Genomic DNA, 24,330 nt, shown 5'->3' with positions numbered 1-24,330 from the left:
GCCCGCGCCCGCGCCGCCGTTGCCGCCTGCGCCCGCGCCGCCGCTGCCCGGGCCCGCGCCCCCGGGGCCGGTGCTACCGGGGCCCGTGCTGCCGATGCCTATCGTGCCCGAGGAGCCCCCCGCGCCGAGCTCGTTTCCGTCGCTGCACGCGACGAACGCGAAAGGAAGGGTCAGGAGTGCGAAAAGGGAGGAAGGGGTACCACGCCACATGGGCGCAGACTAGAGCATCGAACCGTTCGATGCTCTGCGAGATCGCAGCGAGTTCGCCTCGGGGGGTGAATCGGCCCGGCGTCACCCGCCGTTCGTCGCGTGCGCCTCGGGCGCGTCGCTCGTGGCCCACGGGGCCTTCGCGAGGCCGTCGAGCGTCCAGGGCTCCTCGAACCCCTTCCGCAGCACCTTCGCGAGCTGGCCGAGCTGCGCGCCGTCGATGAAGCGGTGATCCACCGTCGCCGTGATGGTCACGAGCGGCCGCGGGACGATCTTGCCGGCGACGACCGCAGGCTGCTCGCGCACCGCGCCGACGAGGATGAGCACCGGCACCCGCGCGAACGGCGTCGGCGGGGCATATCCCTCGTCCACGCCGAACGCGCCGACGTTCGTGATGATACACGAGCCGAACGGGAAGGGCTCGAGCCCGAACGCCGCGACCCCGAGCGAGCCCGTCAAAAACCCCGTCGTCCAGAGGATGGGCTTGAGCAGCCACGAGGGCAGCGCCCGCACGATGCCCTTGCTCTTCTCGAAATCGGCGTCCTTGCCGCCGCGCAGCTTGCCCACGCCCTCGGCCAGCGCCTTCGCGATGTCCGCGACCGATTTCTCGTCGGCGCGCGGGATCTTCGTCTTCGCGAGGTCCCGCCCATCTTCCAGCGCCACGAGGAACGTGACGTCCACGGTCTCGTGCGGCACGTATTTGCCGAGGACGATGCGGCCGTTCAGCCCCGGCGCGGCCTTCATGGCCATCGCCGCGGCCTTGCCGACGATGTGGCCGACCGTGACCTTTTCCCCGGTGGTCTTTCGCAGGTGCTCGACGTAGGCGACCGCCTCGCCCGCGTCCATGACCAGCTTGCCGTAGATGTTGCCCTCGCGCGGCGAGGACCATGTGGCAATGGCGAGCTTGCGCCTCGTCGAGTTCATCTCGTCCCCCGGGGAAGTGGGTTACCGTCCTCTTCGATTACACCACGAAATCGAGCATCTGCACACGCGTCAAATGCTCGCTGAGCCTCTTCGCGTACTCGTCGATGAGCAGATCGAGCTCGACGAGCACCGCGCCCTCGCCCGCCTGCCGCACCTTGCCGCTCACCGGGATCTCGCCGTTCGGAATCACCAAAACGAAGCTCACCTCGTCGCCGAGCTTCGCGTCGGGCAACGAGACGAGCTCGAGATACCGGTCCGACATCGCGCTCACGGGGATGAGCACGCCCGCGTCGAGGCGGACCGAGGTCGAAAGCGCGTAGGCCGGCGTGACCATGTAGTGGACGCGGCGGTTGTGCTCGATGAGCGTGTCGAGTGTCTCGCAGACCGCGCGGCTGATCGGCGTCTCTTCGGCCTCGAGCACGCGGTCGCGCAGCTCCTTCATGGACTTCTGCGTGCGGATGATGTTCGCGCGCATCTCGCCCTGCCGCATCGCATCGCGGTGGACCTTCTGCGCCACGATTTTGAGCAGGTTGTGATAAAAGGGGAACGCGACGTCGCCGTGGCTCTCGAAGAAGCGCAGGAGCGCGACGACGCCGATGCGGTAGAGCTCGGACGCCTCGGTCGCGACCGCGCGGGTGTTGCGGTAGAGCCCGGTCAGCGCGCCGAGCTCGCCGATGGGCGCGATGGGCGCGAGCCGGAAGCGGACCTCGCCAGCCTGCTCCAGGGCGATCTCGCCCGCGGCCAGGAGCCACAGGTGCTTCGGCTCGGTGCCGGCCTCGAAGAGCACGTCGCCGGGCGCGAGCGTGACGCGCTCGAGACCCTCGATGAGCTCGGCGAGGTGGGCCTCGGTGATGCCCTCGAAAAGGGGAATCGCGTGGAGATCGGCGGGTCGCATCGTCATGGCTGGTCCTTGTCGCCGCGGCGCGGGGGGCGCATCCTCGCATGGATGTGCCGTCCGCGCGAGGGGCGTCAGCGCTTGCCCCGCGCGCGGAGCCCCGCGCAGAAGCGCAGCGCGTCTTTGAAGCTCTGGAGCGTGCGGATCTGCGCGAGGTCCACGTCGATCCCGACGAGCGTCTTGGCGACCGAGGGACGGATCCCGGTGATGATCCCCTCACAGCCGAGGAGGCGCACGGCAGAGGCCACGCGCACGAGGTGCTGCGCCGTCGCCGCGTCCACCGTCTCCACGCCCGTGAGATCGAGCAGCGCGAAGCTCGCCTGCTTGTCGACGACGGCTTCGAGCAGCGCCCCGAGCATCTGCTCGGCCCGCGCCGCGTCGAGCGTGCCCACGACGGGCACCGCGAGCACGTCCTGCCAGACCTCGAGGATCGGCGTGCCTAGCTCGGCGATCGCTTGTTTCTGCGACGCGATGAGCTCGAGTTGCGCCCGGAGCTGCGCCTCGAACCGGAGCTCTTCCGTCGCGTCCTCGGTCGACGCGCACGCGCCGATCACCTCGCCGAACGGATCCCGCAGCGGCGCGTACCGCATGCGGAGCTGGGTGTCGCGCAGGGGGCGCTCGACGACGTACGCCTCGCCCGAAAGCGCGCGCCGCATGTCGCCGACGAGGTCCGGCCTCTCGCGGTAGATCTCGAACAGGTTCTTGCCGACGAGGTCCGCCGCCGTGCGGCCCATCTGCCGCCCGAGCGCCCCTTCGAAGAGGGTGCACGTTCCCTTCTTGTCGAACGCCCAGATGCAGATCGGCAGGCGATCGACGCACTCCGTGATGGCCTTGGATTTCTTGGAGAGCTGAAGGTCCTCGCCGTCGTGCACCGCGAACGACTGGAGCCCCTTCACGGCGCCGCTCGCGTCGACGAGCGGCGTGTAGACGTTCCGCCAGTGCGCCTTCTCGGTGACGTCCTCTTGGATGAACGTCTCGCCGGCGAGCGCGCGTTTGACGATCGCATGCACCTTCGAGTCCGGCGGGTAGAGCTCGAACACGCTCTGCCCCACGGCCGCCCCGGGGGCGAGGCCGAGCAGCGCGAGCCCCTTGCCGTCCGACACGAGGACCTTGCCCTCCGCGTCGCACGACCAGACGATCGCATCCATCTTGCGGAAGCAGTCGAGCAGGATCCGCGCCTTGCGCTCCTCCGCCTCGTCGCGCGTCACCTCCGCCGAGACCCACAACGATCGCTCGTCCGCCCGCCAGAACGTGAGCCTCGCGCGCTCGCCTTCTTCCCGCGCGAGGCGCACGTCGAGCGAGGTCGTCGCCTCCGCGCCGAAGGCCGCGCGCTCCGCCTCCGCGAGCGCGGCGTGATCCTGTTCGTGGATACGCGCGTCGAGCGCGCCGCTGCCCACGCGCGCGTCCCACGCGGCGTTCGTCGCGAGCATCTCGCCGGAGATCGACACGAGCGCGAGAGGTGTCGGGCAGCCGTGAAGGAGCGTCTCTGCACGGGGGAAATCCATGCGCATCAAGCGTCCACCCTCCGGGACGCATGACGCGGCACCTCGAGCCGGTGCGATGCGCATGGCCCCCTCCATAGGCCATGGTGCCTGCCCTGCTCGTCCGCTCGCAATGAAGAACCGAGCGGTTTTCGTGCCCTCGTTACTTCCCCGCGAAGCGCGGCGGGCGCTTCTCCATGAACGACGCCATCGCCTCGCCGAGGTCCTCGGACGCGAGGAACGCCGCGTTCCAGGCCGCGACGTAGGCGAGCCCGTCGGCGACCGACTTGCCCTCGCCGTGATCGAGCACCGCTTTGACGCCGCGCACCGTGAGCGGCGGATTGGCCGCGATCTCCAGCGCGAGCTTGCGCGCCCCGGCCTGCAGCGCCGCCGCGTCGTCGAAGAGCTCGTTCACGAGGCCGATCGAGAGCGCGCGCTCGGCCGAGAGATCCTTGCCCGTGAACGCGAGCTCCCGCACGAGCCCCTGGCCGAGCAGCCGCGGCAGCCGCTGCAAGCTCCCGAGATCCGCCACGATCGCGATCTTCGTCTCGCGCACGGAGAAGTACGCGTCGCGCGTCGAGAGGCGGATGTCACACGCCGCCGCGAGATCGAGCCCCCCGCCGATGCAAGGCCCCTGGATGGCCGCGATGACCGGCACGGGGCAAGCCGCGACGGCGTCGAAGCCGCGCTGGTAGCGCTGGATGAGCCCGAGCAGCTCCATCCGATCGGCCGCGCCCCCGCCTCCGAGGTGCGGGCCGAGATCCGCCATCGCCGCGCGCAGATCGAGCCCGAACGAGAACGCCTTCGCCGTCGACTGCACGACGACGGCGCGCAGCCCCTTCTCGGCCGCGAGGCGCCCGAACAGCGCTTCGAGCTCGACGAAGAGCGCGGGCGGCATCGTGGGCCGGAGGAGGGTGACGGTCGCGATCGCTTCGGAAATCTCCAGGGAGACGAACTCACTCATGCGGCGAAGCTAGCAGAGGAGGTCGGCTGTACGTCAGCCACGATCCGCTGCACGATCCACCGCCGATTCACCGCCAGAATTTCGGCGTGCTCCTCCCACTTCACCGCGCTGCCTCGGACGTCGTATGCTCGGCGCGATGGCCCAGGACGTCTTCGGGATCGCCGGCACGACGCAGGGCCCTTTCTCCATCGAAGAGGCGGTGGCCGAAGGGGGGTTCGGCGTCGTCTACCGCGCGCTCCACGGAGCGTTCCGCGCGCCCGTCGCGCTGAAGTGCCTCAAGATCCCCACGATCCCGGAGGACCTGCGCGCCGGCTTCCTCGAACGATTCCGCGAGGAGGCCGAGATGCTCTTCCGGCTCTCGGCCACGATCTCGGAGGTCGTGCGGCCGCTGCATTACGACGTCATCACGCTCGACAGCGGCCTCATCGTCCCGTTCATCGCGCTCGAGTGGCTGGAGGGGCGCACGCTCTGGTCGCTCATCGACCAGCGCGCCACGGACGGCCTGCCGCCGCTCGGCTACCTCGAAGCCGCGCGCCTGCTCACGCCCGTCGCCCGCGCCCTCGAGATCGCCCACAACTTCCCCGGGCCCCAGGGCGCGATCTGCGTCGTCCACCGCGACATCAAGCCCGCGAACATCTTCCTCGCCGAGGTCCACGGCACCGAGTACGTGAAGATCCTCGATTTCGGCATCGCCCGCGCCCGCGACGCGGCCTCCGTGATGGCCGGCGAGATGACGCAAGCGGACACGGCCACGCCGCTCGCCTTCACGCCGCGTTACGGCGCGCCGGAGCAGTGGGCGCCGAAGCGGTTCGGCACGACCGGCCCGTGGACCGACGTCTGGGGCCTCGCGCTCGCGTTCCTGGAGACCATCGCCGGCCGCGTGGTGATCGACGGCGACGCGGTGGCGATCATGGGGACCGTGCTCGACGAGAAACGAAGGCCCACGCCGCGGAACGAGGGCATCGCCGTGCCCGACGCGCTCGAAGCCGTCTTCCGCCGCGCGCTCGCCGTCGATCCGCGCGAGCGCCCCGGGAGCGCCGGCGCATTTTGGGACGAGGTGGAGCAAGCCCTCGGCACAGGGCCGCGCCTCTCCGTGCCCACGGGGCATCGGTCCGGGATCACGCGGGCGCCGGCGATCGAGGCGCCTCAAGGCGATTCGCGCCGCTCATCGGGCTCGATGCGCGCCGTCTCCGTGCCGCCCGCGAGCCTCGACGTCGCCTCCACGATGCTCGCCGACAGCCCGGCCGAGGGCGGGGGCCGCATCTCGCGTTTCCCCGAGCCGCCCGCGCCGTCGGTCCGCGCCCGGGACGCGGCGGCGATCGACGTCGACTGGGGCGCGAGCGGCCCGAGCGCGCCGCAGCGCCGATCGAGCACGTCGATGCCGGCCGTGCGCCTCGATCCGCCGGCGTCGCCGCCGAGCTCGCGCGTCTCCTCGGTGCCGAAGCCGCGCGTGTCGGCGGTCCCGCGTGAGCCCCTCCCGCGCGAGCCCCTCCCGAGCGTGTCGAACGAGCCTGCGCCCGACGTCCGCAGCATGCTGGGCGGCCCGGTCGTGCTGGCCGGCGCGGGGGTCCTCATCCGCGTGCTCGACCAGATCGCGGGATGGCTCTGGCTCGGAGGCGAGCGCGTGGGGCTCGGGCCGCTCCGGTTGTCCTATGTCGCCGCGATCCTCATCGGCGCCGGGGCGCTGCTCGCCCTCGCGCGCCTGCTGCGCCATTTGACCCGGTAGGTGTCCTGGAGGCGGGGGTCGGTGTCCTGGAGGCGGGGGTCGGTGTCCTGGAGGCGGAGGTCGGTGTCCTACACGCTCCGGGCGATCGGCGCGAGCGTGCCTTTCACCACCCGCACGTAATCGGTCGGCGCGAGGAGGATTTGCAGCCCCCGCATGCCTGCTGAGACGGACACCACGTCGTGCAGCTCGATCGTCTCGTCGACGACGACAAAATAGTCCTTTTTGCCGCCGATCGCCGTCACGCCGCCGCGCACGTAGCCCGTGAGCGGCTGGACCTCCTTCAGCGACACCGTATCCACCTTGCGATCGCCCGTGGCCCGCGCGAGCGCCTTCAGATCGAGCTCCTCGTTCCCGGCGAGCACGGCCATGAGCACGCCCGTCCGATCCCCTCGACAAACCAGGGTCTTCCAGACCTGCTCCACGGGCAAGCCGATCTTCTCGGCCACGGTCCCGGCACGGAGATCCTCGGGATCGACCTCGTACGCGCGGAGCTCGTAGGCAATGCCGAGCGTATCGAGCAACCTCACCGCGTTCGTTTTCATCGCACGCTTTCAACGCTTGGGGGCTGCGCTCGGACGAGCCGAGCTACGCCCCCAAACCCCCGGCGGCCTCGGCCCCCGACAGGTCCCGGAACATATCGGTCGAGAAATAACGCTCCATCCGATCACAAAGCACCGTCGCGATGTCGTGCCCCGGCCCGAGTTTGCGCGCGAGCCTGCGCGCGCCGGCCAGGTTGAGCCCGCTCGACGGGCCCACCGGGAACCCTTGCGCCACGAGATCCCGCGCCGCGCGAATGGCCTCCGCGTCGGGGACCGGGAGCGAGACCACGCCACCCACGGCCTCCTCGTCGAGGATCTGCGAGAGCCCGTCCACGACGCCCGGGATCCCGCCGCAGATCTCCGGCTGCCCCTCGAAACACACGCCCCGCTCGGGCCGAGGCCTGCCGATGACCGCCTTTTGCCCCGACTCGAGGAGCGCCCGCGCGATGCCCATGAGCGTCCCGCCGGTCCCGACGCCGGCGACGAACCCGTGGATCGTGGTGCCGACCTGGGCGATGAGCTCGGGGCCCGTGGTGCGCTGGTGGGCGAGGGCATTCTGGGGATTCTCGAATTGCCGCGGCCAGAAGACACGCGTGTCCTCTTCGGCCATGCGGCGCGTCTCTTCGATCGCCCCGAGCACGCCGAGCTTCTGCGGCGTGAGGACGACCTCGCCGCCATAACGACGGATGATGAGCAAACGCTCGCCGCTCACGCCCTCGGGCATGACCGCGCGGAATCGCACGCCGATCATGGCGCAGGCCATGGCGAAGGAGATCGACGTCGAGCCGCTCGACGCCTCGACGACGATGCTGTCGTCCCGCAGCGCCCCGCGCTCGACCGCGCAGCCGAGGATGAAGCTCGCGATGCGGTCCTTCGTGGAGCCGCTCGGGAGCATGTACTCGAGCTTGATCCAGAGGGTACACCCCGTCTCCTCGTCCCGGAGCGGGACCGTGGGCGTGCCCGCCGCGAGCCGCGCGAGCCAGGCCTTCATCGAGCGTCGGACCATGGGGCGCAGGCTAGCTCGATCAGCTACGTCCGTGCCAGTAGGTCGGCCGTCGCTTGTGCGCCGCGAGGGCCAGGATGCGGATGTGGTCCTCGCGAGGTCTGTAAATGATTGCGTAGGGAAACCGGCGGAGCCTCCACTGCCGAATGTCCTCGCGCACTGCCGTACCCGCCAGAGGTTTCTCCGCGAGGATGCCGAGCACGCGTTCGACTTCAGCGAGGAAGGCTTCGCCGAGGCCCGGGCGCTCCTGCGCGTAGTAGTACGCTGCGGCGTCGTTCAGCTCGCGCTCCGCGAGCGCGTGAAAGACGACCGGAAACGTCATGCGAAGCGTGACCGCACGTCCCGGAGGACATCCTCGGCCGAGCGACCCTTCGCGGCGTCGAAGTCCGCGTCGCGCCGCGCCGCCTCTTCGGCCCAGACGACCTGGTTCTCCTGCTCGGAGAGCGTCTCCAGGCTCTCGAGGAGCCTCTCGGCGAGGCGCGCTCGGTCCGCGGGGTCGAGCTTCAGCGCTTCGATCTCCAGCTCGGTCAGGTTCATGCGAAGACTCTACCCCAAGGACAGCGCGTGGGGAGCCCCGGCAAACCAGGCCTCACCGCGGCTCCGTCAGCTTGCTGTGCACGAGCACGTTCCGCCCCGACGCCTCGAACAAGATCGCGAGCCGCGTCGTCTTCGCGCCGAGCGCCTCCGTCAGCTTCGCTCGTTCTTTCTCGTGTTTGCAGCCCGCGAGCCGCTCGCGCAGCGCCGCGATGTCCCGCAAGAGCTCTACCTCCTCCGGCGCGCTCCCCGCGATGCGCTGGATCCGCGCGGCCATGCGGTCCTCCTCGGGCAGGCCGGCGAGGTCGTCCGCGGGCATCGGCTTGCCCTTGCCCGGCAGGTCCTCGAACGCGCCCCGCGCCTCCGCCTCCCGGATCCGCGCCTCCACGAGCACATGAAAATCCCTGGAACGCACGCCTCGTCTCCTTGTTCGGCCACCCCCCGCGCACGTCGTGGGGGCGCTTGCGCGCGGGTCAAGCCCCCCGTAGCCGTTCCGGACGCGCCCGCCGGGCGAGCCGAAGCGCAGACCTCCGAAGCGGCTGGTCAGCGCCCGTGATCCATGTATGCTCCGCCGCGATGCGCCACAGCGCTGGGGACGCTCCTCGTCCATCCTCGGGCAGGCGGCTCGGGCCACCTCGCCTCGTCCGGCTCGTTTGCTCGTTTGCCGCGGTCGCCCTCGGCGTCACCACGAGCGTGGCGGCCTTGGCCGAAGAGCCCTCCACGGCTGCGCCCGCGCCTGAGCCCACCCCGAGCCGGGGGAACCTGCGCCAGGCCAAGAACTTCGTCGGCCTCGGGCCGCTCTTCGGCATCACGGGCCACACCGACGGCACCATCTCCGGCGCCCTCGGCTTCGAGCTCTCGTACGTGCGTTACCCCGTCGAGGCGTTCGCGTTTGGCCTCGGCGCCTTCGCGCAGGCGCAGTCCGTCGGGTTCACGCACGGCCGCTGGGCGTTCGGCCCGCAGATCAACTTCATGATGTTCGGCGCCGAGCTCGGCGCGTACCTCGAAGAAGGCTACGGCAACCGCGCCACCACGATCGGCCTCCACGCCTCGCCTTTCGTCTCCATTGGCTTCTTCTCCGCGGCCTTCCGGATCGGCGTCCCCGTCAGCGCCTTCTCCGAGGGGACGCCGTACGGCCTGGATCTCGGGCTCATCTGCGCCATCAAGGCGCCCATCCCTCTCGACGGCCAGCTCTTCGGCCTCGCATTCCATTGATGATCGACGATATCGCGGACGAACAGGACGAACAGGAAGACCACGAGCCGAAAGCCCCCGAGCAGGCTCCTTTTTCCGACGACGATCTCCGCGTCGCCCTCGACGTGCTCGAAGCCGTGGTGCGCGACCGGGCCGTGCTCGCGGACGTGCCGCGCGAGGCGCGCGTGCGGCTGCTCGAAGCGGCCGGGCGGGTCTCACGGCCCGATCGCGCCGAGCAACGCCGGCTCGCGAAGGCGCTCCGCCGTAAGGATCGCCTCGCCGTGAAGGCCGAGGATGCGGCGCTGCTCGACGCGACCGGCATTCGCGCGGGCCGCCGCGCGACCGTCTTCCAGACCCCGCCGCCGAGCTTCGGCGCCTTGCCGGGCCCCGCGGAGACCCCGCCGCCCGCCGAGCTCAGCGACGCGCGCAAGTGTTACGTCTGCAAAGCCGAGTTCCGGAAGATCCATTTCTTCTACGATCAGCTCTGCCCGCCCTGCGCCGAGCTCAATTATCAGAAACGCACGCAGACGGCCGACCTCCGGGGCCGCGTCGCGCTCGTGACCGGCGCGCGCGTGAAGATCGGCTACCAGGCCGCGATCCTCCTCCTCCGCGCCGGCGCGCGGGTCGTCGTGACCACGCGGTTCCCCCACGACGCCGCGCTCCGGTACGCCCGCGAGAGCGATTACGAGGCCTGGGCCGAAAGGCTCGAAATTCACGGCCTCGACCTGCGCCTCACCCCGAGCGTCGAGCGGTTCGCGCGGTTCCTCGAAGGCCACCTGCCGCGGCTCGATTTCATCATCCACAATGCCTGCCAGACCGTGCGCAGGCCGCCGGGCTTTTACGAGCACCTGCTCGACACCGAGCTGCAATCCCCCGATCGATTGCCCCCCGAGGCGGCCCGCCTCGTCGCGAGCCACGAGGCCGAGCGCGCCGCGCAACGAGCGCTCGCCCAGGCCAACGAGGTCGCGCTCGCCCCGCGCGCGGGCTCGCTCGCCTTGTTCGAGGGCTCCGCCGCGCTCTCGCAGATCCCGCTGACGGCCGAGGATCACGCGCTGCGCGGCCGGGTCGATCTCTTCCCCCGCGGCGCGCTCGACGCGGACCTCCAGCAGATCGATCTGCGCGACAAGAATAGCTGGCGCCTCGCGCTCGCGGAGGTGCCCACGATCGAGCTCCTCGAAGTGCACCTCGTCAATGCCATTGCCCCGTTCGTGCTGAGCAGCAAGCTGAAGGGCCTCATGACGCGGCACCCCTCGCGCGACAAACACATCGTCAATGTCTCGGCGATGGAGGGGCAATTCTACCGCGAGCACAAGACCGACAAACACCCGCACACGAACATGGCCAAGGCGGCGCTGAACATGCTGACGCGCACCTCGTCTCCGGATTACGTGAAGGACGGCATCCACATCAACAGCGTGGATACGGGCTGGGTGACGGACGAGGATCCCGCGGAGATCGCGGCGCGCAAGCAATCGATCCACGGCTTCCACCCGCCGCTCGACATCGTGGACGGGGCGGCCCGGATCGTGGACCCGATCTTCGAGGGGATGGCCACGGGCACCCACGCGTTCGGGCAATTCTTCAAGGACTACAAGCCGACGCCCTGGTGACGGCGCCCGGCCGTTGATCCGCGGGGACGCGCACGCCGCGCGCCGACCGCGCGGCCTCGCGGAGAGGTGCGAGCGTTCTGGCTGGTGAGCGGGGTCATACGCCGTGGCCCGTCTGGCGTTGGGTGTGACACGACCGACCGCGTGTGGAGCCGTCCTTCGCCACGAGGGCGCGCCAGGAGCGCTGGTTCCATGCTATGGGGGTTTAGGGGGGCTGCCGATCGCAAGTCATGGGTGGGCCCATTCCTGCGCGCCCCTTGCCTGACGCCCGCTCCGGGCGGCGAGCTTTCCCATGAAGGACGCGTCCCCGTTCGAGATCATGCAGACACTTCACGAGGGCAGGGGCACCCTTGTGCTCCGCGGGGTCCGGACGGCCGATCACCTCCCCGTGATCCTGAAGGTGCTCGACCCGAGGCGCAGCCGCCCGCGCGATCTCGAGCGCTTGAAGCGGGAGTACGAGATGGGCAGGCAGCTCGATCTGCCGACCATCGTCAAGCCGCTCGCGCTCGCGACGCACGAGGGAATGCCGGCGCTCGTGCTGGAGGATTTTGGTGGTCAGTCGCTCGACCACGTCCTCGGCGCGCCCTTGCCGCTCGAGGAGTTCCTCGATCTCGCGGTGCGTATCGCGGCGGCCGTCGGGGAACTCCACCAGCGTGGCATCATCCATAAAGATCTGAAACCCCAGAACATCTTCGTCAACATGGCCACCGGCCAGGTCAAGCTCGCCGACTTCGGGCTCGCGGTCAGCCCCTCCCGCGAGCCCCAGGCGGCCCAGAGCCCGAGCCTCATCGAGGGCACGCTGCCGTACCTCTCGCCGGAGCAAACGGGGCGGATGAACCGGGCGATCGACAGCCGCGCCGACCTCTATGCGCTGGGCGTGACGTTGTACGAAATGCTCACCGGGCGCCTGCCCTTCGAGGCCGAGGACCCGCTCGAATGGGTGCATTGCCACGTCGCCCGCAACCCGCCCCCGCCCCGAGCGTGGGTCCCGGAGCTGCCCGAGATCCTCTCCGCGATCGTCATGAAGCTCCTCGCCAAGATGGCGGACGATCGTTACCAGACCGCTCGGGGCCTCGCGCATGACCTCGCGCGGTGCCTCTCCGAATGGCGCGCCCAAGGCAGGCTCGCGCCGTTCGCCTTGGCCGAGCACGACGTCTCGGGCCGCCTGGAGATTCCCGAGAAGCTTTATGGCCGCGAGGAGCAGATCGCCGCGCTGCTGCAGGGGATCGAGCGCGTGGTCGGCACGGGATCTCCCGAGCTCGTTCTGGTCTCGGGATACGCCGGCATCGGAAAGTCCGCGCTGGTTCAGGAGCTCGAAAAGCCGATCGTCCGCGCGCGGGGCTTCTTCCTTTCGGGAAAGTTCGACCAATACGAGCGCGACATCCCGTATTCCACGATCGTCCAGGCCGTCCGGGGGCTCGTGCTCGAGATCCTCGCCGAAAGCGAGGAGCGGCTCGCTCTTCTCCGCGAGCGGCTCCTGGAGGCCCTCGGGATCAACGCACAGCTCATCGTGGACGTGATCCCGCAGGTCGAGCTCGTCATCGGCAGGCAACCGCCGGTCGCCGAGCTGTCGCCGATCGAGGCGCAGCACCGGTTTCGCATCGTCTTCCGGCATTTCATCGGGGTGTTCGCCCGGAGGGAGTCCCCCCTCGCGCTCTTCCTCGACGATCTCCAGTGGGCCGATCCGGCGAGCCTCGAGCTCTTCGCGGATCTGGTGACCCACCCGGAAACGGGCTCTCTCCTCGTGATCGGCGCCTACCGAGACCATGAAGTGAGCTCCACCCACCCGCTCGTGGTTACGCTCGACAAGGTGCGGAAGGAGGGCGCACGCGTCTCGGAGATCGTGCTCCGCCCGCTCTCCCGAGAGCAACTCGCCGCGCTCGTCGGCGATGCGCTCCACTGCCGCCGCGAAGACGTCACCCCGCTGGCGGACCTCATCCACGAGAAGACGGCCGGCAATCCATTTTTTGCGATCCAGTTCCTCGCCACGCTCCACGAAGAGCGCCTGATCGAATTCGATGCGCGCGTGGGGGCCTTTCAGTGGGACGTGGAGAAGGCCCGCGAGAAAGGCTTCACCGACAACGTGGTCGACCTGGTGGTCGGCAAGCTCGCGCGGTTGCCTGCGAGCACCCAGGGAGCGCTGCGCATGCTCGCTTGTCTGGGGAACACGGCCGAGGCCCTCGTCCTCGCGAAGGTCCTCGATTGCTCGGAGGAGGCTTCGCGCGCGGATCTCCGGGAGGCCGTTCGTGCCGGGCTCGTCCTCCGCCTGGGCGACACGTACAAGTTTCCCCACGACCGCGTCCAGGAGGCGGCCTATTCGCTCATCCCCGAAGGCGAGCGGGCGGCGGTCCACCTCGAGATCGGCAGGCTGCTCTCGTCGCACGCGCAGCCCGAGGAGCTCGAGGGGAAGCTCTTCGAGATCGTGAACCAGCTCGATCGCGGCGCCGCGCTGATCCCGTCGCGGGAGGAGCGCGAGCGGGTGGCCGAGCTCAATCTCCTCGCGGGCAAGCGCGCCAAGGCGTCGACGGCCTACGCCTCGGCGAAGCGTTATTTCTCCGTTGGATCGACGCTCCTGCCCGAGGACAGGTGGGATCGGCGCTACGAGCTCACCTTCGCGCTCGAGCTGCACCGAGCCGAGTGCGAGCTGCTCACCGGCGAGCTCTCGGCGGCGGAGGAGCGGTTCTCCTTGCTCTCGCGCCGCGCAAAGAATCTCGTCGACGCAGCCGCGGTCGCTTGTCTGCGCATGGATCTCTACACGACCCTGGATCGAAGCGACCGCAGCGTCGAAGTGGGCCTCGAATACCTCCGGCGCGTCGGTGTCGCGTGGTCGCCGCATCCGACGAAGGACGACGTGCAGCAGGAATACGGGCGGCTCGGGCGACAGCTCGGTGGCCGCTCGATCGAGGACCTCGTCGACCTGCCCTCGATGAGCGATCCGGCCTTTCGCGCGACCCTCGACGTCCTCACGCGGGCCATTCCCCCCGCCTTGTTCACCGACGAGAATCTGCTCTGCCTCGTCATTTGCCGGATGGTGAACCTCAGCCTGGAGCATGGCAATAGCGAGGCATCGAGCCTCGCTTATGCCCACCTCGGCATGATCCTCGGGCCGCATTTCGGCGATTACCAGGCCGGGTTCCGCTTCGGAAAGCTCGGCTCCGACCTGGTCGAGAAGCAGGAGCGGAGCCGGTTCAAGGCCCGCGTCTACGTGTGCGTCGGGTCCGTGGTCCTTCCCTGGACGAGGCACCTGCGAGACGGCCGCGCGCTGCTGCGGCGCGTGTTCGACACGGCGCTCGAGACTGGGGACCTCACCTATGCGGCGTACAGCTTCTTCGACCTGACCACGCACCTCCTCGCCTCCGGAGATCCGCTCGGCGACGTGCAGCGAGAGGCCGAGAAGGGGCTCGCGTTCGCGCGGAAGACAGGTTTCGGGCTCATCGCCGACATCCTCACCGGGCAGCTCAGGCTCATCCGCACGCTCGTGGGCCTGACACCGAGCTTCTCCTCCTTCAACGATACCGAGTTCGACGAGGGCCGGTTCGAGCAGCACCTGGAGGCGGATCCGCGCCTGGCGACCGCCACGTGCTGGTACTGGATCCGCAAGCTTCAAGCGCGTTTTTATGCGAACGATTTCGCTTCCGCCATCGAGGCCGCATCGAAGGCCGAGCCGCTCCTCTGGACGTCGCCCTCCCACTTCGAGATGGCCGAATATCATTTCTATGGCGCCATCGCGCGGGCGGCCTGCTATAGCACGGTACCCGTCGAGGAGCGACCCCGGCACCTGAAGGCCCTCGTCACCCACCACGAGAAACTCGAGCGTTGGGCGGAGAACTGCCCCGACAACTTCGAGAACCGGGCGGCGCTCGTGGCCGCCGAGATCGCCCGCATCGAAGGCCGCGACCTCGACGCCGAGCGCCTCTACGAGGACGCCATCCGCTCGGCCCACGACCAGGGCTTCGTCCACAATGAAGGGCTCGCCCACGAGCTGGCGTCGCGGTTTTACCGAGCACGAGGATTCGGCAGGATCGCCGACATGTACCTCCGCGACGCCCGCGCTTGTTATGCTTGCTGGGGCGCGGAACGCAAAGTCGAGCAGATCGACCAGATGTATCCTCGTCTGCTCCCCTCGAGGCCCCTTTCTCCGGCTGCCACCTTGGCGCTTCGGCCGGAGCTGCTCGACCTGCTCTCGGTGACGAAGGCCTCGCAGACCCTCTCGGGCGAGATCGTCCTCGACAAGCTCCTGCGTACGCTGCTCACGGTGGTGCTCGAGCAGGGCGGCGCGCAACGCGGCTGTCTGGTCCTGTGCCTGGAGGAGGGGGCTTCGATCGAGGCGGAGGCGTCGTTCGAGGGAGGAGACGTGGCGACGAAGCTCCTGGAATCGCAGCGGCTCTCGTCGTCGCTGGTGCCCGTCTCGATCGTCACCTACGCTCTGCGGACGAAGGAGCGCGTGATCCTGGACGACGCGGCCGAGGCCGCGAAATACGCATCGGATCCCTACCTCGCGCGCGTGAAGCCGAGGTCGCTCCTCTGCTTGCCCATTCTTCAGCAGACCGAGGTGGTGGGTCTGCTCTATCTGGAGAATAACCTCCTCGCCGGCGCGTTCACGCCCGACAGGCTCGTGGCCCTCTCGCTCCTCGCCACGCAGGCAGCGATTTCCCTGGAGAAGGCGCAGCTCCTCCGGAAGGAGCAGGCGGCGCGGGCGGCGGCCGAGGCGGCGGAGCGCCGCGCCATGTTCCTCGCCGAGGCTGGCGCGGTCCTGTCGGAGTCGCTCGATTACCAGGAGACGCTCGCGCGCCTCGCCAGGCTGTGCGTGCAATCGATTTCCGACTGGTGCGTGATCGACATCGTGGAAGGCGGAGAAATCCGACGCATCGCCGGCGCACACAAGGACCCCACGAAGGCGTCGCTGCTCGAGGAGCTCCAGCGGCGGTATCCCCCTCGCTGGGATTCACCCCACGGGGCGTCGAGGGTCCTGCGGACGGGGGCGCCGCTCCTCGTGCCCGAGCTCTCCGACGACGTCATACGAGGCTTGGTCGTCAACGAAGAGCATCTGAAGGTCAGCCTCGCGCTCGGGGCACGGAGCTCCATGATTGTGCCACTCGTGGCGCATGGACAAACGCTCGGGGCGCTGAGCGTCGTCTCGGGCGCGCCGGGACGCCGCTACGTGCGCGCCGATCTCGCGCTGGTCGAGGAGGTCGCGCACCGGGCCGCGATGGCGATCGACAACGCGCGGCTCTATTGCAAGGCCCGGGACGCCATCCGCGTGCGGGACGAGTTCCTCACCGTGGCCTCGCACGAGCTGAATACGCCGGTGACGTCGCTCCGACTCACGCTGCAATCGCTCGACCGGTCCATCCGGGGAAGCCGGTCGAGCGAGATGCAGGCGATGGCCAAGCTGGTCGAGCGGGCCCTGCGTCAGGGGACACGCCTGGCCCGGCTGAACAAGGCCCTCGTGGACGTCTCGCAGCTCCACGGGGGCCGGCTCCCGCTCGAGCCCGAGAACGTCGACCTCGCGACCCTCTTCCGCCATGCGCTCGACCAGCTCAAGCCGGAGCTCTCACAAGCGCGGTGCTCGGTCCACATCCAGGACGGCCCCCAGGTCGTCGGCCATTGGGATCCGGACCGCATCGAGCAGATCCTGACGAACCTCCTCTCGAATGCGATCAAGTTCGGGGCCGGCAAGCCCATCGAGGTTGTCTGGGGCGAGGAGGGCGGGCTCGCGCGGATCGTGGTCGAGGATCACGGGATCGGCATCGACCCGGCGCGGCAGGAGCGCATCTTCGAGTGCTTCGAGCGCGCCGCCTCCGAGAATTACGGCGGGCTGGGGCTCGGTCTGTACCTCAGCCGCCGGATCGCGGAAGCGCACGGAGGCTCGCTCCGGGTCCAGAGCCAGCCGGGAGTCGGATCGTCGTTCACCCTCGAACTCCCTCGTGTCGGCCGCCCTGCGCCGTGGAGCGATGCGCCCAGGCACAACGACGAGGGCGGGGCGTCGGCGTAGCTCGCTTAGACCCGCGCCGCTCGGATGGCGTGGCGGAGGGCAGCGCGGAGCGAGCCGAACGTCTTGACGGAGAACGGCACGCCAAGCTCGACGAGCGTGCGCGCCATTCCCGGCCCGAGGCCCGAGACCAGGCATTCGCTGCCGATGAGGCCGGTCGCGCGGACCATGTCGCCGAGGTGCGAGGCAATCGAGGCGTCCATCGTCGACGCGCCCGTCAAATCGAGGATTGCAAAGCGCGCGCTGCTCCGCACGATCGCATCGAGCAGGCTCTCCGTCATGCGGGTCGCGCGCGTGGCGTCGATCCCGCCGACGACCGGCATCGCGAGCACGCCGTCCCAGAGATCGAGGACCGGCGCCGAGAGCTCCTCGATGGTGGCGGCCTGCGCGCGCGCTCGCTCGCGCATCTCCTCCTCCTCCTTCACGCGATCGGTCACGTCGTTCACGAGCGAGGCGACGCCGACGACCTGGCCCTCCTCGTCGACGAGCGACGTATTCGTCCATTCGCACGTGATGCGCCGGCCGTCCTTGGTGATGTTCTCATTGCGGGCGCGCACCGGCCCCTTGGCCTGCTTGATCTGCTCCCAGATGTCGGCCACGTAGGGGCGGGTCTCCGGGGGCACCATGAGCTCCTGGCCGTAACGGCCCATGGCCTCCTCGCGGTGCCAGCCGAAGATCGACTCCGCCGCCGGGTTCCAGTCCGCGGCGCGGAAATCGGTGTCCCACTCGATCATGCCGAGCGGCGCTTGATGAAAGTGGAGCGCGAGCCGCTGCTGCGAGCGGTAGAGCGCCTCGCGAATGCGCTTTTGCCCTGTGACGTCGATACCGACGCCATAGAAATACTTGAACACGCCGTCGTCGTCGTAGACCGGCCTTCCATGCCACTCGACGAGCAGCTCGCGGCCGCTCCGGGTGATGACCCGGTTTTCATTGTACGTCGTCCCGCGCGACGACACGAGCTCCCCGAAGATCCTCCGGAGCACCTCGTGATCACGCACCGGGACGAACATCGCCGCGTAATCCTGGCCGATGACCTCGTCGCGTGTATACCCGAGCGCGCCGAGCATCGTGCCATTCATGTACACCGTACGACCGCATGCATCGATTCCGACCACGAATGTCGGGGAGGTATCCAGGATCTCGTTCGCAAGCAGGGGTTCCGCGGCGTCCGGCATGGTGGTTCGTGCGCCGCCCGCGTTTCACCAGTACAGGCGGCCACGGTACGTTACAGGAGGGCTTCCAGCCACGCAAGGCTCGTCGCCGCCCCCGCGACACGGCATTCGTGTCGCGGAACACGCGTTGTTTCATTGACGCATTTTGATGTGGGCCGTCACGGCCGCCTGCTCGCTCGCTTTCGTTACGGGATGTCGTCGAGCCCACCCGGCATCGGGTAGGGCCACGTGCTCGCGTGCGTGCCGCCGTCGACCTCCAGGATTTTCCCCGTGATCCACGAGGACGCGGGCGAGGCCAGGAAAAGGACCGAAGCCGCGATGTCTTCGGGCGTGGCGAGGCGGCCCATGGGCGTTTTCGCCGTCATCTTGTCCAGCAGGTCGCCGGCCCCGACGAATGCTTCGAGCGCGTCCGTCATCGTCGCGCCCACGGCCAGCGCGTTGACGCGCACCCGCGGCGCCCATTCGTGGGCGAGCAGACGCGTCATGTGGTTCAGCGCGGCCTTCGCGGCCCCGTAGGCGACGAAGCCCGTGTCCACGCAGTGGCTCATCGCGGACGAGATATTCACGATTGCGCCGCGCGTCCGCGCGAGGTGCGGCGCGGCGATCCGGGAGAGGTGCAGCGCCGAGACGACGTTGAATTGGTACGACGCGAGCATCTCCTCGTTCGACAGCGCGATCGCGATCCTCGGCGGATACCCGCCCGCATTGTTGACGAGCACGTCGAGCCGGCCGAACTCCTCGAGCGCGCGGGCGAGCAGCCGGTCGAGCTCCGCGCCCGCCGTCACGTCCGTCGGCACCACGAGCGCCCGCCGCCCGCGCGCGCGGACCTCCCGCGCGGCCTCCTCCAGCACGTCCACGCGCCGCGCCGCGAGCACCACGTCGGCCCCCGCCTCGGCCAGCGCAATCGCGGCGCCACGCCCGATCCCACGGCTCGCGCCCGTGACGATCGCGACCTTGTCGTTCATCCGGAAAACATCGAGGATCATGGTCTCATCTACCCCTTGGCTTTCCTCGGCAGGCGCGGGAAGAGCGCCGGCACGCGGTTCATGTGATCGGCATATCCGGGCCTGCGCGCCACGGAGCGTTTGTCCATCAATGGGATGCTGACGAACACGAACAGGCAGGTGATCCAGGCGGGCCCGACGAGCGGATACCGGATGCCCGGATCCGCGGCGAGGGCGAAGAGGAAAAGCCCCCACCAGAACGTGATTTCGCCGAGGTAGTTCGGGTGGCGGCAATACGCCCACACGCCCGTATCGAGGATCCGCCCCGGCCCGTCGTTCCGGAGCCGGAACGCGCGGAGCTCCGCGTCGGCGCGCGTCTCCAGCACGATCGCGCCGGTCGTCACCACGAAGGCCGCCGCGTCGAGCCACGAGAGCGGCTGCGTCCCCGTGCCGAGGGCCGGGAAGAGGGACAAACAGCCGAGGAACACGCAGACCGTCGGCATGAAGTGGAGGCCCAGGAAGCTCACGAGCCAGTACGCCCGCCCCATCGAGCGGCGCAGATCCACGTACCGAAAATCCTCATGGCCGAGCCCATGCCAGCCGCGCGCCCAGTTCCACGTGAGCCGCGCGCCCCACGCGAGCACGAGCGCCGTGACCAAGATGCGCCGCGACATCGGCGCGCCCGCTGCCTCCGGCGACATCGCAATCGCCGGCGCGATCACCATCGGCGCGACGCTCCAGTACGCATCGTACAGGCTCGAATTGTTGCACAGCACGCTCGCCACGAAGACCACGACCGTCGCCGCCGCGTCTGCCGCGGCAAAGGCCACGATCGACGAATGCCCCGGCGCGACCGCGCGGTACACCAGCCATCCCACGACGGTGCCCGCGACGTAGGCGAGCGTGACGATCCCGAAATCCCGGGCACGATTCCCGGCTTTGCTCATGTCGCCTCCTCCGGCAAACTCGCCCGGGCGAGCCGGGCGGTCCCCTATAGCGAGACCGCCGGCGCGGGACCAGAGGTCAGCAGGCTTCAGATCTCGAAATCGGCCGGATACTCATCGTCCCCGGGCTGGCTGCCCGCGGCGATGACGCGGGTCTCCGGGGGTTTGACGGCGACACGCGAGCGCTTCGGGATGCCCCGCGTCAAAAAGACCGAGCCGCCGACGACGCTGCCTTGCCCCACCACGGTCTGGCCGCCGAGCACCGTCGCGTTCGCGTAGAGCGTGACGGCGTCCTCGACCGTCGGATGGCGCTTCGTGTCGCGAATGACGCGGCCTCGCTCGTCCTTCGGGTGCGACATCGCGCCGAGCGTCACGCCCTGGTAGATCTTCACGTGGCCGCCGATGTGGCTCGTCTCGCCGATCACGACGCCCGTCGCGTGATCGATGAAGAAGCTCTCGCCGACGGTCGCGCCGGGGTGGATGTCCGCGCCGCTGCGAGAATGGGCCCACTCGCTCATGATGCGCGGCATGAGCGGCACGCCGAGCACGTAGAGCTCGTGCGCCACGCGATGCACCGTGATGGCGAGCAGGCCCGGGTACGAAAGGATGACCTCGTCCAGGCTGCCCGCCGCCGGATCTCCGTCGTACGCCGCCTGCACGTCGAGCAGGAGCGTGTCGCGGATCTCGGACAGACGGCTGAGCAGCCGGCACGCGATGTGCCGGCCGTACTCGGCGCAGCCGCCGGCCTCTTTTTCCTCCGCGGGGTCGCGCTCCGACTCGCCGGCCCAGCAGAGGCATTTCTCGATTTGCGTCGCGAGCTTCTCACGCAGCGTCGAGACGAGCGTGACGACGTGGTAACGAAGGTTGCCCTCCGTCAGGTCCTGACGCCCGTAATACCCGGGGTAGAAGACCTGGAAGAGGAGCTCGATGATCTCGAAGATCTCCTCGCGGGAGGGCAGGAATTTTTTGCCGATGTAGTGGCCGCGCCGATCGCGCCCGTAGCTCGCGATCAGCCCGTCCACCACGTTGCCGAGGCCGTTTTCCGGATCGCCCATCATGTAGCGCTCAGGGGCTCTGCTCGGCGAGCCGAGCTACGCCCCCGAACCCCCTCTTTCACGTGGCCGTCGCCTTTTCCACGGCCTCGAACATGCCCTCGAAGAGCGCGGTCGAGAGGTAACGCTCGCCGGCGTCCGGCAGGACGGCCACGATCGTCTTGCCCTCGAACGCGGGATCACCCGCGAGCCGGAGCGCCGCGACCATCGCCGCCCCGCACGAGATACCGGCGAGGATGCCCTCCTCGCGCGCGAGCCTGCGCGCCATGGCGATCGACTCGTCGTTCGTCACCGTCTCCACCCGATCCACGAGCGAGAGATCGAGGTTTCGCGGGACGAACCCCGCGCCGATCCCCTGGATCTTGTGCGGCGACGGCTTGACCTCTTGCCCCGCGATCGTCTGCGTGATGACGGGCGAGTGCGTGGGCTCGACCGCGACGGTCACGATCTTCTTGCCCTTCATTTGCTTGATGTACCGCGAGACGCCGGTGATCGTGCCGCCCGTGCCGACGCCGCTGACGAGGACGTCGACCTCGCCGTCGGTGTCCTCCCAGATCTCGGGGCCCGTGGTCTTCTCGTGGATGGCGGGGTTCGCCGGGTTCTCGAACTGCTTCATCAGCACGTACTTGTCGGGCTGCGTCGCGGCGAGCTCCTCGGCGCGGGCGATGGCGCCCTTCATGCCGAGCGGGCCGGGCGTCAGGATGATCTGCGCGCCGAGCGCGACCAGCACCTTGCGCCGCTCCATGCTCATCGTCTCGGGCATCGTCAGCACGCACGGATACCCGCGCGAGGCTGCGGCGAACGCGAGCGCGATGCCGGTGTTGCCGCTCGTGGCCTCGACGATCGACATGCCGGGGCGGAGGGCGCCGCGCTCCTCGGCGTCCCACACCATCGCGGCGCCGATGCGGCATTTGACCGAGTAGGCGGGGTTTCGGCCTTCGACCTTGGCCAGCACGGTCGCGCGCACGCCCGCCGTGAGGCGGTTGATCTTGACGAGGGGCGTGCGCCCGATGCTGCGTGAGTTGTCTTCGTAGATACGCGCCATGGGGCGCGGACTCTACCACGCTCGCCGCGATCCGGGAGTTCTCTCCGCACGAAGGGTACGAAGGAAGCGGACGCGCGCCCCCCTCACTTGACGCGCGAAGGCGCCCGCCGTACGGCTCATAACCCAGAAAACCCATGCACAAGATACGCTTGCTCGTCCCGGTCTCCGCGCTCCTCCTCTCCGCCTGCGGAAAATCGTCGGATTCGGTGCCCGCGCCGGCAGGCTCGGCCGCGCCCGCGGCGACCTCGGCGGCGGCGCCCACGCCCGCGGCGAGCGCCGCCGCTGCGCCTGCGGAGACGAGCGCGTATTCGATCGTGCTCGAAGCGCCGGACGCCATCGCGATCACGGCGATGGGGGGCGGCGCGCTCCTCTCCGTGTCGAATCTCCATCTTCCCCTCGGCGAGGGGCCGCTCGTGCAGGATCCGGCGTTCATGAAGGGCCTCAAGAAGGGCGAGCCCTCGTACGGCATCGGCGGCGAGTGGCCGAAGTCCGCCTGGATCGGGGCGGTCGACGAGGACCTCAAGGCCAAGGTCTACAAATGGTTCGACTCCCTCGGCGGCCGCTGGGAGCCACAATCGATCCTCCGCGAGGGCGAGATCGTGCACGGCATCGCGACGATCGGCGACAACGTCGTCCTCGCCATTGCAATGCCCTCGAACGACATTCGGATGGCCCTCGTCGGCGGCAAGGGCGGCGTCCTCCCGGCGCCCACGGCCGCGAAAAAAGCGGCGCCGGTCGGTGAGGGCGAGGGCGCCGAGGAGGCGCCGAGGGATACGCCGCCCGAGGACGACAAGAGCTGCAAGGTGAAGATGAGCTCGACCGAGCCCTACGTCTTCACGGGCACGCCCACGGGCGAAGCCTTCGCGGCGGGCTACGAGTGCCAGGACGGAGGCGGAAAGGGCGCGCCGATGGTCGAGCGCTGGGAAGCGAAGAAGGTGCGCGGCACGGTGGAGCCGCTCCCCGCGCCGGCCTCGGGCTCGCTCAAGATCGGCGGCCTCGTGGCCGTCTCCGCGACGGACGTATGGGTGTTCGGCAATGCGGGCGGAGCGCCGTACTTCGCGCACTGGGACGGCAAGGCGTGGGCGCTCGAAAAGGCGCCGTCCGAGAAGGAGATCAACGACTTCATCGTGATCGAGGGCGGCGCGTTCCTGGCCGCTTCGAAGGATGGTTTGTACACCAAGAAGCCCGGGGGTACGTGGGAGGCCGTGGCGCTGCCGAAGAAGCTGGAGGGCTTCGAGCCCGGGGCCGTGTACGCGCGCACCACGAGCGACGTGTGGGTCTACGGCAGGGCGGGCAGCACGCGGTACCTGCTTCGCTCGACGAAGGTGGACAAACCCGTGGTCATGCCCTCCGAGAAGGAGGTCCAGGCCACGCTCACCTCGAACTTCCGTTACCCCGCGACGCCGCTTTGCGTAAAACCCTACGCCCACCTCTTCTCGATCGGGCCGAGCGCGGCGCCGATCCCGAAGGAGTTCCCCGCGGTGAAAAAGTCGTTCGAGGGCAAGAAGTTCGACGGGGCGAAGCTCGTGGTGGAAGACGACGGCCGGAGCCTCTTCGTGGGCGCGAAGGCCACGAACATCGAGCAGGCCGAGGCGATCGTGAAGGCGTTCGCCGAGGCGACCCCGAAGATGACGCCCCGCGTGTTCTGCCACGATCCGCTTGTCAAGAAGGACGTCGACTGGCCCTGAGGGGACCTGCGGAAGGGGGGTTCGCGGGGGGTCGCGCCGGGGCGCCGCCCCGGACCCCGCGGGGGCTATCCGCCCCTCGACCCTGACCAGGCACGGCCTGGACCGAGGCTGGAAGAACTGCGCGGTGCGCAGTTCTTCCAACGGGCCGGTGGCAAGACCGTGGAGGTGGGTTTCACGCGGGCGACGGGCACGTTGCCCGTTGAAGCGTCAGCCCTGCTGCTTTGGTTGGCAGGGTCGTCGCCGGTCTTGCCCCTGGCTGTTCGATGAACTGCGCATCGCGCAGTTCATCGACCCCGGTCCAGGCCGTGCCCTGAGCATTGGTTCCATCTCCGATCGGTACATTCCCCCCCTCTGACGACATTTAGCGAGGGAGATGTTGGATGCAGAGGTGGCCTCGTCGGCGGAAGCGTGGGCACAGG

At 69.2% G+C, this 24,330-nt stretch carries 20 protein-coding genes; 5 read left to right on the top strand and 15 right to left on the bottom strand.

Annotation, left to right across the window (positions count from 1 at the left end):
- From E8A74_RS54430 to E8A74_RS48990, 5 genes are all read right to left on the bottom strand, one after another.
- Window positions 1–210 (bottom strand): hypothetical protein (locus tag E8A74_RS54430; protein ID WP_211365637.1); only part of this gene is annotated, 210 nt, incomplete at its 3' end.
- Window positions 211–291: 81 nt separating this feature from the next.
- Window positions 292–1,131 (bottom strand): 2-oxo acid dehydrogenase subunit E2, encoded by an 840-nt coding sequence (locus tag E8A74_RS49005; protein ID WP_136936099.1) that lies wholly within the window; start codon window positions 1,129–1,131, stop codon window positions 292–294.
- 37 nt (window positions 1,132–1,168) lie between these two features.
- On the bottom strand, window positions 1,169–2,032 hold the full coding sequence (locus E8A74_RS49000) for a Crp/Fnr family transcriptional regulator (RefSeq protein WP_136936098.1): 864 nt from the start codon (window positions 2,030–2,032) through the stop codon (window positions 1,169–1,171).
- 68 nt (window positions 2,033–2,100) lie between these two features.
- Window positions 2,101–3,531 carry a PAS domain-containing protein gene (locus tag E8A74_RS48995; RefSeq protein WP_136936097.1) on the bottom strand — a complete coding sequence of 477 codons (1,431 nt, stop codon included), beginning with the start codon at window positions 3,529–3,531 and terminating at the stop codon, window positions 2,101–2,103.
- Window positions 3,532–3,670: 139 nt separating this feature from the next.
- The gene (locus E8A74_RS48990; RefSeq protein ID WP_136936096.1) at window positions 3,671–4,471 is read right to left on the bottom strand and encodes a crotonase/enoyl-CoA hydratase family protein; all 801 of its coding nucleotides are present in this window, start codon (window positions 4,469–4,471) and stop codon (window positions 3,671–3,673) included.
- A 136-nt stretch (window positions 4,472–4,607) separates the two neighbouring features.
- Here E8A74_RS48990 and E8A74_RS48985 point away from each other — a divergent pair, with 136 nt between their 5' ends.
- On the top strand, window positions 4,608–6,197 hold the full coding sequence (locus E8A74_RS48985) for a serine/threonine-protein kinase (protein WP_136936095.1): 1,590 nt from the start codon (window positions 4,608–4,610) through the stop codon (window positions 6,195–6,197).
- A gap of 68 nt (window positions 6,198–6,265) precedes the next feature.
- On the opposite strand, the gene ybaK is transcribed toward E8A74_RS48985, so the two are convergent.
- The 5 genes from ybaK to E8A74_RS53610 are packed head-to-tail and all read right to left on the bottom strand — an operon-like array spanning window position 6,266 to window position 8,688.
- On the bottom strand, window positions 6,266–6,739 hold the full coding sequence (gene ybaK, locus E8A74_RS48980; protein ID WP_136936094.1) for a Cys-tRNA(Pro) deacylase: 474 nt from the start codon (window positions 6,737–6,739) through the stop codon (window positions 6,266–6,268).
- Window positions 6,740–6,782: 43 nt separating this feature from the next.
- Window positions 6,783–7,742 carry a PLP-dependent cysteine synthase family protein gene (locus E8A74_RS48975; RefSeq protein ID WP_136936093.1) on the bottom strand — a complete coding sequence of 320 codons (960 nt, stop codon included), beginning with the start codon at window positions 7,740–7,742 and terminating at the stop codon, window positions 6,783–6,785.
- Window positions 7,743–7,761: 19 nt separating this feature from the next.
- Window positions 7,762–8,061 (bottom strand): type II toxin-antitoxin system RelE/ParE family toxin, encoded by a 300-nt coding sequence (locus tag E8A74_RS48970; protein ID WP_136936092.1) that lies wholly within the window; start codon window positions 8,059–8,061, stop codon window positions 7,762–7,764.
- On the bottom strand, window positions 8,058–8,276 hold the full coding sequence (locus E8A74_RS48965) for an addiction module protein (RefSeq protein WP_136936091.1): 219 nt from the start codon (window positions 8,274–8,276) through the stop codon (window positions 8,058–8,060). Before E8A74_RS48965 ends, E8A74_RS48970 begins: the two co-directional genes overlap by 4 nt.
- A gap of 52 nt (window positions 8,277–8,328) precedes the next feature.
- Window positions 8,329–8,688: a DnaJ family domain-containing protein gene (locus tag E8A74_RS53610; protein ID WP_170229961.1), complete on the bottom strand. Its 360-nt coding sequence runs from the start codon at window positions 8,686–8,688 to the stop codon at window positions 8,329–8,331.
- A 161-nt stretch (window positions 8,689–8,849) separates the two neighbouring features.
- Between E8A74_RS53610 and E8A74_RS48955 the strand changes: the two genes are divergently transcribed.
- The 3 genes from E8A74_RS48955 (at window position 8,850) to E8A74_RS48945 (ending at window position 17,069) form a co-directional block, all read left to right on the top strand.
- Window positions 8,850–9,488 carry a hypothetical protein gene (locus E8A74_RS48955; protein WP_170229960.1) on the top strand — a complete coding sequence of 213 codons (639 nt, stop codon included), beginning with the start codon at window positions 8,850–8,852 and terminating at the stop codon, window positions 9,486–9,488.
- On the top strand, window positions 9,488–11,077 hold the full coding sequence (locus E8A74_RS48950; RefSeq protein WP_136936088.1) for an SDR family oxidoreductase: 1,590 nt from the start codon (window positions 9,488–9,490) through the stop codon (window positions 11,075–11,077). Before E8A74_RS48955 ends, E8A74_RS48950 begins: the two co-directional genes overlap by 1 nt.
- A 289-nt stretch (window positions 11,078–11,366) precedes the next feature.
- On the top strand, window positions 11,367–17,069 hold the full coding sequence (locus E8A74_RS48945) for a sensor histidine kinase (protein ID WP_136936087.1): 5,703 nt from the start codon (window positions 11,367–11,369) through the stop codon (window positions 17,067–17,069).
- Window positions 17,070–17,074: 5 nt separating this feature from the next.
- Here E8A74_RS48945 and E8A74_RS48940 read toward each other — a convergent pair whose 3' ends face one another.
- The 5 genes from E8A74_RS48940 to cysK all read right to left on the bottom strand — a co-directional run bounded on the left by E8A74_RS48940 (window position 17,075) and on the right by cysK (window position 22,223).
- Window positions 17,075–18,241 (bottom strand): PAS domain S-box protein, encoded by a 1,167-nt coding sequence (locus E8A74_RS48940; RefSeq protein WP_136936086.1) that lies wholly within the window; start codon window positions 18,239–18,241, stop codon window positions 17,075–17,077.
- Between the two features lie 182 nt (window positions 18,242–18,423).
- Entirely contained in the window at window positions 18,424–19,224 is an 801-nt protein-coding gene (locus tag E8A74_RS48935; RefSeq protein WP_136936085.1) for a glucose 1-dehydrogenase, read from the bottom strand.
- A gap of 8 nt (window positions 19,225–19,232) precedes the next feature.
- Window positions 19,233–20,129 (bottom strand): DUF1295 domain-containing protein, encoded by an 897-nt coding sequence (locus tag E8A74_RS48930; protein WP_136936084.1) that lies wholly within the window; start codon window positions 20,127–20,129, stop codon window positions 19,233–19,235.
- Between the two features lie 86 nt (window positions 20,130–20,215).
- Window positions 20,216–21,184, bottom strand: coding sequence for a serine O-acetyltransferase (locus E8A74_RS48925; RefSeq protein ID WP_136936083.1), 969 nt, complete (start codon window positions 21,182–21,184; stop codon window positions 20,216–20,218).
- 55 nt (window positions 21,185–21,239) lie between these two features.
- Window positions 21,240–22,223 carry a cysteine synthase A gene (cysK, locus tag E8A74_RS48920; protein WP_136936082.1) on the bottom strand — a complete coding sequence of 328 codons (984 nt, stop codon included), beginning with the start codon at window positions 22,221–22,223 and terminating at the stop codon, window positions 21,240–21,242.
- A gap of 134 nt (window positions 22,224–22,357) precedes the next feature.
- Here cysK and E8A74_RS48915 point away from each other — a divergent pair, with 134 nt between their 5' ends.
- Entirely contained in the window at window positions 22,358–23,911 is a 1,554-nt protein-coding gene (locus E8A74_RS48915; protein WP_136936081.1) for a hypothetical protein, read from the top strand.
- The last annotated feature ends 419 nt before the right edge of the window (window positions 23,912–24,330 follow it).

The organism is Polyangium fumosum (assembly GCF_005144585.1).
In the GTDB taxonomy this organism is placed as follows: domain Bacteria; phylum Myxococcota_A; class Polyangia; order Polyangiales; family Polyangiaceae; genus Polyangium; species Polyangium fumosum.
The sequence above is the reverse complement of the archived record's forward strand: the minus strand, read 5'-3'. Positions and strand labels throughout refer to the sequence as shown.